The organism is Waltera acetigignens (assembly GCF_025567015.1).
Classification (GTDB): Bacteria; Bacillota; Clostridia; order Lachnospirales; family Lachnospiraceae; genus Acetatifactor; species Acetatifactor acetigignens.
In genome coordinates, this window is sequence record NZ_JAOQJO010000022.1 from 38,271 (window position 1) to 50,920 (window position 12,650).

At 47.8% G+C, this 12,650-nt stretch carries 9 protein-coding genes, 1 pseudogene and 1 riboswitch; of the genes and pseudogenes, 6 read left to right on the plus strand and 4 right to left on the minus strand.

The window, feature by feature from the left end; all coding sequences use genetic code 11:
• Window positions 1-172: 172 nt before the first annotated feature.
• The 3 genes from secA to OCV96_RS17150 all read left to right on the plus strand — a co-directional run bounded on the left by secA (window position 173) and on the right by OCV96_RS17150 (window position 4,843).
• A complete protein-coding gene (gene secA, locus OCV96_RS17140; protein WP_262595032.1) occupies window positions 173-2,740 on the plus strand; it encodes a preprotein translocase subunit SecA in 2,568 nt (855 codons plus the stop codon).
• A 150-nt stretch (window positions 2,741-2,890) separates the two neighbouring features.
• Window positions 2,891-4,022 (plus strand): peptide chain release factor 2 gene (prfB, locus tag OCV96_RS17145; RefSeq protein WP_118539859.1). Its coding sequence is split into 2 segments (ribosomal slippage): window positions 2,891-2,965 and window positions 2,967-4,022, totalling 1,131 coding nucleotides; the frame shifts between segments, so codons are not numbered across the junction.
• 83 nt (window positions 4,023-4,105) lie between these two features.
• The gene (locus OCV96_RS17150; RefSeq protein ID WP_022152925.1) at window positions 4,106-4,843 is read left to right on the plus strand and encodes a hypothetical protein; all 738 of its coding nucleotides are present in this window, start codon (window positions 4,106-4,108) and stop codon (window positions 4,841-4,843) included.
• Here OCV96_RS17150 and OCV96_RS17155 read toward each other — a convergent pair.
• Both OCV96_RS17155 and OCV96_RS17160 read right to left on the minus strand, forming a co-directional pair.
• A complete protein-coding gene (locus tag OCV96_RS17155; RefSeq protein ID WP_262595033.1) occupies window positions 4,840-5,610 on the minus strand; it encodes a DUF975 family protein in 771 nt (256 codons plus the stop codon). The genes OCV96_RS17150 and OCV96_RS17155 overlap by 4 nt on opposite strands.
• 103 nt (window positions 5,611-5,713) lie before the next feature.
• Window positions 5,714-6,094, minus strand: coding sequence for a DUF4190 domain-containing protein (locus OCV96_RS17160; protein WP_022313149.1), 381 nt, complete (start codon window positions 6,092-6,094; stop codon window positions 5,714-5,716).
• Window positions 6,095-6,276: 182 nt separating this feature from the next.
• Between OCV96_RS17160 and OCV96_RS17165 the strand changes: the two genes are divergently transcribed.
• Entirely contained in the window at window positions 6,277-8,685 is a 2,409-nt protein-coding gene (locus OCV96_RS17165; protein ID WP_262595034.1) for a Tex family protein, read from the plus strand.
• Here the strand turns inward: OCV96_RS17165 and OCV96_RS19675 are convergent.
• Window positions 8,594-8,870 (minus strand): annotated as a pseudogene (locus OCV96_RS19675) (hypothetical protein). The gene OCV96_RS17165 and the pseudogene OCV96_RS19675 sit on opposite strands and share 92 nt — an antisense overlap.
• 110 nt (window positions 8,871-8,980) lie before the next feature.
• Complete coding sequence (locus tag OCV96_RS17175; RefSeq protein ID WP_022313088.1) at window positions 8,981-9,718, minus strand: ECF transporter S component; 738 nt, start codon at window positions 9,716-9,718, stop codon at window positions 8,981-8,983.
• Window positions 9,719-9,817: 99 nt separating this feature from the next.
• A riboswitch (FMN riboswitch) is annotated at window positions 9,818-9,955 on the minus strand.
• Window positions 9,956-10,246: 291 nt separating this feature from the next.
• Between OCV96_RS17175 and OCV96_RS17180 the strand changes: the two genes are divergently transcribed.
• Window positions 10,247-10,966, plus strand: coding sequence for an ABC transporter ATP-binding protein (locus OCV96_RS17180; protein WP_022313089.1), 720 nt, complete (start codon window positions 10,247-10,249; stop codon window positions 10,964-10,966).
• A gap of 107 nt (window positions 10,967-11,073) precedes the next feature.
• Window positions 11,074-12,645 (plus strand): efflux RND transporter periplasmic adaptor subunit, encoded by a 1,572-nt coding sequence (locus OCV96_RS17185; RefSeq protein WP_262595035.1) that lies wholly within the window; start codon window positions 11,074-11,076, stop codon window positions 12,643-12,645.
• The last annotated feature ends 5 nt before the right edge of the window (window positions 12,646-12,650 follow it).

Below are 12,650 nucleotides of genomic sequence, written 5' to 3' on the forward strand. Positions count from 1 at the left end.
TTCCGGGACAGAATAGATGAAGAGAGCTGTTCATAAAATTTTTACAGTCTTTTCACGGCTCTGCAGGCACAGAAAGGTTGAAACATAGAGGAAAATCTGCTACAATAACCTTTGAATTATGCGAAGACCCATGGACATTTTATTGTCAAAAGGGTGCGGAAACGAGGAAAAAATGAGCGTTATTGAGAAGATATTTGGCACGCACAGTTCCAGAGAACTGAAGCGTATTGAACCTCTGGTGGACAAGATCGAGGCACTTCGCCCTGCGATGCAGGCACTTTCCGATGAGGAGCTGCGGGGTAAGACCGAGGAGTACAAGAAGCGTCTGACCGAGGGAGAGACTCTGGACGATCTGCTTCCGGAGGCTTATGCAACCGTGAGAGAGGCTGCAAAGCGTGTTCTGAACATGGAACACTACAGAGTACAGCTGATCGGTGGTATCATCCTGCATCAGGGACGTATCGCAGAGATGCGTACCGGTGAAGGTAAGACTTTGGTGTCTACCCTTCCCGCTTATCTGAATGCTTTGGAAGGCAAGGGTGTCCATGTTGTTACCGTCAATGACTATCTGGCAAAGCGTGATGCGGAGTGGATGGGTCAGGTACATGAGTTTCTGGGACTGAAGGTCGGCGTGGTACTGAACAGCATGACCTCCGAGGAGAGACAGGAAGCTTACAAGTGTGATATCACTTATGTTACCAACAACGAACTGGGATTTGATTATCTGCGTGATAACATGGTTATTTACAAGGAACAGCTGGTTCTGCGTGGATTGCATTATGCCATCATCGATGAGGTGGACTCTGTACTGATCGATGAAGCGAGAACTCCTCTGATCATTTCCGGACAGAGCGGCAAGTCTACCGCTTTATATGAAATGTGTGATCTGCTGGCACGTCAGATGAAGCGCGGTGATGATGTACAGGAACTGACCAAGATGGACGCCATTATGGGTGTGGTACAGGAAGAGACCGGAGACTTCGTAGTCAACGAGAAGGATAAGATCATTAACCTGACCGCAGCAGGTATGGAGAAGGTTGAGAGATTCTTCCACATTGATAACTTCGCTGATCCCGAGAACCTGGAGATCCAGCACAACATCATTCTGGCATTACGTGCCCATAATCTGATGTTCCGTGATAAAGATTACGTGGTAAAGGATGACCAGGTACTGATTGTCGATGAATTTACCGGACGTATCATGCCGGGACGTCGTTATTCCGACGGTCTGCATCAGGCAATCGAAGCAAAAGAGCATGTAAAGGTGAAGAGAGAAAGTAAGACGCTGGCATCCATTACCTTCCAGAACTTCTTTAATCTATTCGATAAAAAGTGTGGTATGACCGGTACGGCTCTCACTGAGGAGACCGAGTTCCGTGAGATCTACGGCATGGATGTTGTTGTGATCCCTACGAACCGTCCCGTTATCCGTAAGGATCTGCAGGATGCTGTATACAAGACGAAGAGAGAGAAGCTGAACGCTATCGTGAATGCGGTAGAGGAAGCACACGCCACAGGACAGCCTGTACTGGTAGGTACGATCACGATCGAAGCCAGTGAGGAACTGAGCAGAATGCTGACCAAGCGCGGCATCCAGCACAAGGTACTGAATGCAAAATTCCATGAACTGGAAGCAGAGATCGTAGCCGATGCCGGTGTACACGGTGCGGTAACCATCGCTACCAACATGGCAGGCCGTGGTACGGATATCAAGCTGGATGATGAAGCGAGAGCCGCCGGCGGACTGAAGATCATCGGTACCGAGCGTCATGAGTCCAGACGTATTGATAATCAGCTGCGTGGTCGTTCCGGACGTCAGGGAGATCCAGGTGAGTCCAAGTTCTACATCTCTCTGGAGGACGATCTGATGAGACTGTTCGGTTCCGAGCGCCTGATCAGCATGTTCAATACCTTAGGTATCCCTGAGGGACAGGAGATCGAACACAAAGCATTGACCAATGCCATCGAATCCGCACAGAAGAAGATCGAGAGCAACAACTACGGTATCCGTAAGAATCTGTTAGAGTATGACCGTGTCATGAGTGAACAGAGAGAGATTATCTACGAGGAGCGTCTGCGGGTACTGAACGGCGAGAGCATGCGCGATGTGATCTACAAGATGATCACCGATATTACAGAGAACTGTGTAGATATCTGTATCAATGACGACGCAGATATCTCCGACTGGGATTTCAATGAGTTAAATACCCTGCTCATTCCTACGATCCCGTTACAGCCTCTGACGCCGGAGCGTGTGAAGAAGCCCAAGAAGAATAGCTTAAAGCAGCAGTTAAAGGAAGAAGCTGTGAAGCTGTACGAAGCAAAAGAAGCCGAGTTCCCCGAACCCGAAGCGATCCGTGAGCTGGAGCGTGTGGTTCTGCTGAAGGTCATTGACCGTAAGTGGATGGATCATATCGACGACATGGAGCAGCTGCGTCAGGGCGTGGGCTTACAGGCATACGGACAGAGAGATCCTCTGGTAGAGTACAAGATGAGCGGTTACGAGATGTTCGACGAGATGACCCAGAACATCCGTGAAGAGACCGTAAGACTTCTGTTCCACATCAAGATCGAGCAGAAGGTAGAGCGTGAGCAGCAGGCCCAGATCACCGGTACCAACAAGGATGATTCCTTACAGAAGGGACCGGTAAAGCGTGAAAATGCAAAGGTATATCCCAATGATCCCTGTCCTTGCGGCAGCGGCAAAAAATACAAGAACTGCTGCGGACGGAAAGCCTGATGCTTTCTGACAACAGTCGGAAGATAGTGCGGCAGCACGGAACAATCCTACCCAAGGTCTTTCACCCACCTATGAGCAAGCTCATGTGGGCTTAGACCTTTTGATCCTGGCATCATTAAAATAATAGAATAAGAAAGTGGGTGACGTTAAGTGGTTGAATTAGATCAGATGAAGACAGAAATCCTGTCCTACGAAACACCTTTAGCGGAAGTGAGGGATTCACTTTGACCTTGCTAACAAGGCAAAGCGGATCGAAGAAATGGAACGTGAGATGGAGGCTCCCGGATTCTGGGATGACCCGGAGCGTTCCAATCAGAAAATGAAAGAACTGAAGAACCTGAAGGATACTGTGGGAGAGTGCGACAAGCTTTCGACACAGTTCGATGACATCCTGACCTTGATCGATATGGGATATGAGGAAAACGATGCGTCTCTGATCCCTGAGATCCGTGAGGAGCTGGATGAATTCATCAGGGAATTCGACGAACTCAGGATCGGTACATTATTATCCGGAGAATATGACAAAAACAATGCGATCTTAAAGCTCAATGCCGGTGCCGGAGGTACCGAGAGCTGTGACTGGTGCGGCATGCTGTATCGTATGTATACCCGCTGGGCGGAGCGCAAGGGCTTTGCCATCGAAGTACTGGACTATCTGGATGGTGACGAAGCAGGTATCAAGTCAGTGACTTTTCAGGTCAACGGCCTGAATGCCTACGGCTACCTGAAATCCGAGAAGGGAGTACACCGTCTGGTGCGTATTTCCCCTTTCAATGCTCAGGGAAAACGTCAGACTTCCTTTGTATCGCTGGATGTTATGCCGGATATCGAGGGCGATCTGGATGTGGATATTGATGAGAAGGATCTGCGCATCGACACCTACCGAAGCAGCGGTGCCGGTGGCCAGCATATCAACAAGACCTCCTCTGCCATTCGTATCACCCATATTCCTACGGGAACCGTGGTACAATGTCAGAATGAGCGAAGCCAGTTCCAGAACAAGGATAAGGCAATGCAGATGCTGAAAGCCAAGCTGTATCTGTTAAAGCAGGAAGCAAATGCCGAGAAGCTGTCTGATATCCGCGGTGAGGTCAAGGAGATTGGCTGGGGTAACCAGATCCGCTCCTATGTATTACAGCCTTACACACTGGTCAAGGATCATCGTACCGATGTGGAGACCGGTAATGTGGACGCAGTACTGGACGGCGGACTGGATATCTTCATCAATGGCTATCTGAAATGGATCAGCGTGCAGGGAGATAAGAAGAACACAGAGAATTAACAAATTCAAGTTTGTAAATGACACATTCCAGAAGGAGTGAAAGCTTTCTGGAATGTGATTTTTTATAAGGGAGAAAATTACATATGAGAAACGAAAACAAAGAGACAAACCAGGGCAAAAAAGCGATAGGAGAGTCCATGGGCAGCAGAATTGTGCTTGCCCTGATCGTTGTGGCTGTGATAGTTACGGCGGCAAAAGTGATCCCTTTGGTCCGGAATCGGGTACAGACTTCCCAATATCCGGTGATCGAGCTGGCAGATCTGCAGGGAATGGAACTGGAGAGCTTAAGTGATGGAAAGTTCAGTTTCAGCTATCCGGCAGAAGACTGGGAAGTGTGGGAGCAGGTGACGACGGATTATCACCCGCTTACGATCTTCTATAAAGGGACAGCGGATGACGGCTCCACAAGTATCTCGGTGGCGGAGAATGACACCGTGGTCACACAGTTGAAACCGGAACTTCTGCAGGTAATGTTGGATGGCTTAAAAGAACAGGCTCCTTATATGGTGATAAAGGAAAGTGAAATGCGCAGTATGGAAGGTACACCGGTGTTCTATCTGGAGGACAATATGTCACTGACCCAGGAAGGACTGGATATGATGGTAGATACCGGCGCGTGGACAGAGGAAACGATAGAAGCCATGGGCGGCCGTGAGGCACTTTTAAGTAACAATATTGCTTCGGACCAGATTCAGATCTATCAGTTGAAAAATGGAAAAATTTATGTGTATACCGGAAATTATACGGATGATGCGCAGAAAGATATGGTACTGGACACCATCACGGTGATAGCACAGACAATAAAGAGCACAGGCAATTAATGCCTGTGCTCGTTCTGCATCAGATCCAGAAAATATAAGGTCTGGGTCATGTTCATATATGGCACCAGCCACAGAGTTCCGATACCGAAGCTCAGCAAACACAGAAATCCCAGCGGCAGGAAACTCATTTGTAAGCAGAACAGCTCCCATTTATGTCCTTTCATAATACGGAAGCTTAATTTCATCAGCTCCATAGCGCTATACTGGGGAAAATCCAACAGTAAATAGTAAGCCTGGGATAAACCAAGGGATAACGGAATATAGATACACATACCGATGACCATAAGCACAATGCACAGGATTGCCATAGTTATGGCGTCGAAGCCTTTCCCTGACCGCAGGAGAAAATAGCAGATATCAAACGGAAGTGTACATGCCGTATTCAGCAGGATCAGTACTGCGGAGATCCCGAGCGATTTTTTGAATAAGTATTTGAAGCCGTAGAACAGATTGGCAGTTACAGCAGGTCTGCTGCAGGCAGTATTCAGATAAAATAATGTGATGCCGGTCTGAAATACTCCGGTGAAAATCGACAATAAAGTCGTACAGGCTGTCAAAAGCAGATATTCCGCCAGAGATGTCTCTGCGCTTCCCCCCATAAGTGTCCGTACGGTAAGGATCATAGTGAAGGGCATGCTGACGGCAAAGGAGAGGGAAAATACGATCAGACTCCGGCAGATGGACAGCAGGATGGCATTGCCGTAATGCCCTGCCATCTGATCTCTGGCTTTTTCTTTGAGTTGGGCTCTGGATGCATATTGTATCATAGAAATCCTCTTTTCTTTTTATTATTGCGTTCTATTGGTTATTCCGGCTGCTCCGGGTTTTGATTTCGTAACCGCAGAATGCATCGGAAAACATAGGCATGTCTTACAGGTAAGATTGCCAGAATTCTTCCATATCGACACCGTACATCTGCTGGTACATCTGATCCAGCATATTCCTATAAGAAGGATCGGTAAATACCGTGACAATGCTGCTGATCGTGATGAAGATACCGAGTGCCAGTCCCACACAGGACAGCCAGATCCCGGCAACACACATATTGTTCATGCGTTGCCCTCTTTTCCGGGTGAGCAATGCAAAGAGAATGCCCAGAGCACCGGTGGGAATGGACAGCAGTCCCGTGCAGCATAATACCAGGGAACAGATGCCGCAGACCATAGAAGCGATCGACAAACCCCTGTATTTCGGATCGATCTGTGGTATATTTTGATTCATTTCGTTATTCTGATTCTGATAATAATCCATAGAAAGCCTCATTTCCGGGCGGCATATGGTGAATTTGTCTGCCGCGCTTATATTAAGTACTGTACCATCTTTTCCTGTAATAAGCAAATGAAATAAGAATGAAAAGATTGAGAAAACTTCCGATTTCCAGTATAATATACCCATGCGCAAAACAAAATGGCAACAGGCCATCAGGAGGAACTATGGATATTATACAGAAAATCAAAGAAGAACTTCAGGTAGAAAAATGGCAGGTGGAAGCAGCGGTGAAGCTGATCGATGAGGGAAATACCATCCCTTTCATCTCACGTTACCGTAAGGAGGCCACCGGATCTCTGAACGACGAGCAGCTGCGTAATCTCGATGAGAGACTGACCTATCTGAGAAGTCTGGAAGATAAAAAGGAGCAGGTGTTGAAGAGCATCGAGGAACAGGGAAAACTTACCGATGAGTTAAAGGAGAAGATCCTGGCAGCCCAGACGCTGGTAGTAGTAGAGGATCTGTACCGCCCCTATCGTCCCAAGAGAAAGACCCGTGCCAGTATTGCAAAGGAGAAGGGGCTGGAACCTCTGGCAGAATACATTCTGCGCCAGGAGGCAACAGAACCGGTGCTTAACGAGGCAGCAAAGTATGTTTCCGAAGAAAAAGAAGTAAAGACTCCGGAGGAAGCATTGCAGGGAGCACAGGATATTATTGCCGAGATGATCTCCGACGATGCGGATCATCGTCTTTACATCCGCAATATCACCGTAGAGGAAGGCATTGTGACCGGTACGGCGAAGGATGAGAAGGCTCAGAGTGTCTACGAGATGTATTACAATTTCGAAGAGCCTGTGAAGAAGATCGCAGGTCACAGAGTATTGGCATTGAACCGCGGAGAGGCAGAAAAAGTACTGACTGTTAAAGTCAATGCACCGGAGGAACGTATTCTGCGTTATCTGGAGAAAAAGCTGATCACGAAGGAAAATGAATATACTACACCGGTAATCTGTGCCGCAGTGGAAGACAGCTACGATCGTTTAATAGCACCCGCTATTGAAAGAGAGATCCGTAACGATCTGACAGAAAAGGCAGAGGACGGAGCGATCAATGTCTTCGGTAAAAACTTAGAGCAGCTGTTGCTGCAGCCTCCTATCGCAGGCAAAGTGGTCTTAGGCTGGGATCCGGCATTCCGTACCGGATGTAAGCTGGCGGTAGTGGATGCTACCGGAAAAGTGCTGGATACGAAAGTGATCTTCCCTACAGCACCGCAGAATAAGGTGGAGGAGTCCAAAGCTGAACTGAAGAAACTGATCAAAAAATATAATGTGGATTTAATTTCCGTAGGAAACGGTACAGCCTCCAGAGAGTCCGAGCAGGTAATCGTAGAACTGTTGAAGGAACTGGATCGTCCGGTACAGTATGTGATCGTCAACGAGGCAGGTGCTTCCGTATACTCCGCAAGTAAGCTGGCGACAGAAGAGTTTCCCAATTTTGACGTGGGACAGCGAAGTGCTGCATCCATCGCCAGAAGATTACAGGATCCCCTGGCAGAGCTGGTGAAGATCGATCCCAAGTCCATCGGTGTCGGCCAGTATCAGCACGACATGAACCAGAAGAAATTAAGCGATGCCTTAAGCGGCGTGGTGGAGGACAGTGTAAACAAGGTCGGTGTGGATCTGAATACTGCGTCCGCATCCCTTCTGGAATATGTCTCCGGCATTAACAAGACTATTGCGAAGAATATTGTAGATTACAGAGAAAATAACGGGCGTTTTGTAAGCAGAAAGCAGTTGTTAAAGGTGCCGAAGCTGGGACCTAAGGCATATGAGCAGTGTGCCGGTTTCTTACGGATCCCGGATGGTAAGAATCCTCTGGATGCCACCAGCGTTCATCCCGAATCCTACGAAGCAGCGGAGCAGCTGATGGCGAAGCTGGGACTGACAATGGAGGACATTAAGGAAGCCCAGAAACAGGCGGCAGTTAAGAAAGCTTCCGGCAAGAGCGGGGCACAGGCTTCCGGACAGAAGAACGGCAGTAATGCAGCCAATACGGCAAAGAAACGGGAAGAGCAGAAAGGTAAGACCGTAAGAGTGCATAATACCAATACCGCTATGGGCAAGGCTCTGGCAGCGGCCATGGGTGGTGTGAGCTTTGATAATTCTGCAGAAACTTCTACAAAGAAAAATGCACCGGCAGTACAGAATGCATCAAATGATGCAAAAGATATTTCCGGACTGGAAAAGCGTATTAAGAATAAGAAACTGCTGGCAGAAGAGCTGGGAATCGGCGAGATCACGCTGACAGATATCCTGAAGGAACTGGAGAAGCCGGGCAGAGATCCCAGAGACGATATGCCGAAGCCGATCCTGCGCAGTGATGTTCTGGATATGAAGGATTTAAAGCCCGGCATGATTCTGAAAGGAACCGTGCGTAATGTCATTGACTTTGGTGTGTTCGTGGATATCGGTGTCCATCAGGACGGACTGGTGCACATCTCCCAGATCACCGACCGCTATATCAAGCATCCGCTGGAAGCTGTCAGCGTCGGAGATATTGTGGATGTGCAGGTATTGACTGTGGATGTGGCGAAGAAACGTATCGGTCTGACCATGAAGATCCAGAAGCAGTAATGTTATGACCCGCCCCGATATGAGCATAAAAGTGGGATGATAATCCCACGATATGCGAATAGAGGGCAGGGTGCTATGTGCCAGTGGCACATGTTTAGCACGGACCGAAGCGGAGCGGAGAAGTGGGAATGCGTAGCACGGAACAATCTGCAGGCATCAAAGTCGGGGGCTTTTGACCCCAACATCGTATTATCATAAGAAGAAAGAGGGATAACACAGCAAAATGTTATCCCTCTTTCTTCTTAATTTTTTATAACCAATAACACCAAACGATACGAAAAGTGAAAAATCTTTATTATGCCTTATGACCTGTTTTGATAATAGGGCTTAAAGGCTTGTAGATGAGCAGTGTCACAACAGAGACCAGCGTTCCCTTGATGAGATTCATGGGAGCCACACATGCCACCACGAAGCTTACAATGCTGCCTTCCTTTGCCAGCGGATTGACTTCGGTACCCATTGCCAGGATGGCATCCAGAGGCATTCCGTAGAACTTGGAGAAGGCGGGAAGCAGATATACGGCATTGAATGCGGTACCGAATATCGTCATGACCAGTGTACCGGCAATGCAGGCAAGGATGGCGTTTTTCTTAGTTTTCTTAAAGGAATACACAGCGGAGGCAGGGATGATCAGGCTGCAGCCCACTACGAAATTCGCCAGATCGCCGATGAAAGCGGTAGAGGTACCTTTTATGCACAGCTTCAGCAGTATCTTCACGAATTCCATCATGACACCTGCTACGGGACCGAAAGCAAAGGAACCGACTAAGATCGGCAGCTCACTGAAGTCCATTTTATAGAAGCCGGGGGCAAAAAAGATGGGGAAGTCCAGCACATGCAGGATCATGGCGATGGCGGAAAACATACCGATCATGGCAAGCTTTCTGGTGTTGAAGATCGGCTCAGAAACTCCGTTTTTCTTCTGGGCACTCTTTTCCAGCACCACAGCCACCAGGAAACACCCCACGATGACCGCTAGGAAGATGACTACATAGGCCACATTTTCAGTTACAGTTTGCATTAATTTGTTCATTTCAGAACTCCTTTCCTATGAGAAAATCAAGGAAAGCCTTCAAAAAAAGCCCCGGAATACAAGCTTCCGGGGCATGGGTATCACAAAAAAATATAAGTGATACGTCTTCTTTCATCCAGACTGTACTGTTGGTTCCGGATTCACACCGGATCAGCCGCAGAATGCATCTGCGGGTCGCGGACTTAAGGATGACCTATTACCGCCAGTAGGGAATTGCACCCAACCCTGAAGAACTTTACCTTATGCATGGAATATAACACTTTGTGAACATATTGTCAATATAGAAAATCTTTAGAATTTTCCCAACATTTTTTTCGGATTTCCCTGTTATAGTAGCTGTAATAACTATTCAGAACCGCATGCGCAAAATCGCCCTTCCAGAGCTTTCCTTTTGCATGACTCTGAATAGTTGCAAATACTTATAGAAATGTGTTGACACTCAATAGATATTATTGTATTATGCAAACAGTACAGTGACACAATGAAGAATACACAGAAAATGTATCATGAAATGGGAGTATGTGAGGAATGAGTGCATTAGTAGAGATCAAAGATGTGTGCAAGGTTTACAATCCTGGGGAAAATGAGGTGCGGGCGTTGGATCATGTGAGCCTGACCATCGACGAACAGGAATTTGTGGCCATCATCGGACATTCCGGAAGCGGTAAGTCCACGCTGATGAATATGCTGGGATGCCTGGATGTGCCCACCAGTGGAGAATATTGGCTCCATGGACAGGATGTATCCGCATTGACAGACGATGAACTGTCGGATATCCGCAACCGGGAGATCGGCTTTATTTTCCAGGGATTCAATCTGATCCCCAATCTGACTGCGGTGGAAAATGTAGAACTGCCACTGATCTACCGGGGAGTATCCAGAAGTGTACGGCAGGAGCTTTCCAGAGAAGCACTGAAAAAGGTGGGGCTGGAACACCGTATGGATCATAAGCCTTCGGAGATGTCGGGAGGACAACAGCAGAGAGTGGCCATTGCCCGAGCTATTGCTCAGGCACCACCGGTGATCCTGGCGGATGAACCTACCGGCAATCTGGACTCCAATTCCACAAAAGAGATCATGGATATTCTGAAAGGTTTACATAATGAGGGGAGAACAGTCATCCTGATCACCCATGACAATGATATTGCGGCACAGGCAAAACGGGTGATCAAGATCAAGGACGGCAAAGTGGAATCCGATTCCGGACAGATCGTTCCGGTGGAGGAGCTGCAGACAGCAGGAGCGTAGTGGAAAATAAATCTTTCACATGCAATGCCATGCCGCCGGTCACGGCTAACAAATTATGAAAAGATAAGAGTATGAATGAATATAGAAAGGATCATAAGTGAGGGATCATGGAACAGCAGGAAAAAACAGAACAGGCACTGAGTGCTAAAAAAATCAAAGAAATGAAGAAAGCAGAAAAGAGAAAGCAAAAAGAAGCAAAAAAGGAACAGAAGGCAAAGAACCCAAGCAAAAAGCGTAAAAAAGCACCTGTTATTATTGCGGCTATCATAATTGTACTGATCGTGATACGCATGGTAAGCTGTGCGTTTTCCGGCAATGCTGGAGTGATGGTAAGCACCACTAATGCATTTCGCGGAGACATCGAAGAAAATGTCAGCACCAGCGGAAAAGTAGCCAGTGAGGAAAAGACCGTTTTATTTGCTCCGGTCAGCGGAAGATTAAGCGAGATCAATGTGGCAGCAGGAGATGCCGTCAAGGCAGGAGATGTCCTGATGACCTACGACATGGATCAGATGGAACAGCGCCTGCAGGAGGCGTCCTTACAGCAGGATAAGAGTAATGCTTCTTATAACAGTACTATGACAGAGAACAGCAAAAGTACAGCAAAACTGAATGAGGCCAATACCAATCTAGCAGTGTTGGATCAGCAGCTTACCGATTACAAGGCATATCTCAAGGAACTGCAGGATAAACTGAGTACGAGCCAGAGGGAGACCCAGAGACAGTTGTCTGAGGAGAGCTACGATCTGAGCAGAAAAGCGGCAGACCTAAACAAAGAACTGCAGGACGGTGTGACAGCAGAACGGGCCAAGGAAATCAATAAGGAATTACAGGATATCAGCAGCAGTCAGGCCAGAAATTCTTACGTGCAGTCTATTGCTAATTCCAGTGATTATGTAGTGAGTATGCAGAATGAGATCGCTACCGTGCAGGAGCATATTACGGAATGTGAAAATTACAAGGCCGAGATGCAGAGCCAGAAGGGCAGCAGTGAGGGAACGATCCTGAATGGCTATCAGTCGCAAGCCTATGCGGCAGATAAGGATCTGGCACAGCTGACCTATCAGGAGGCACAGGAACAGTACGATGCGGCGAAAAAAGGAATTGTTGCGGACTTTGACGGTATTGTAACGGAGTGTACCGGTGTCTCCGGAGCCAGCGTAACAGAAGGAGCACAGCTGATCACACTGGAGAGCAGCCAGAATGTGAAGGTTTCCTTTGATGCTTCCAAGTCCGATGTGGCAAAACTTGCCATCGGGCAGAAAGTAGATATTACCATCTCCGGCAATAAATACGAAGGCGAGATCAGTAAGATCAATCGTATGGCAACACTGAACGCATCCAATACGCCCATGGTAGGGGTAGAAGTACATCTGACTAACCCGGATGACAAGATCATTCTGGGACTGGATGCTAAGCTGACCGTACATACCAACAGTGCACAGGATACATTGTTGATCCCGGTAGAAGCGATCAATGCGGATAAAAACGGAGATTTCCTCTATGTGATCGAGAACGGCATGGTAGTTAAGAGGGCAATTACCTGCGGAATCTCCTCCGATGAATACACAGAGGTCCTGGATGGCATTACTGAGGAAGACCAGATCATTGTGAACAGCCTCACGGGTGTCAGCCTGGAGGAGGGCATGGCAGTAACGGCTGTGCCTATGGAACAGTAGGAGGC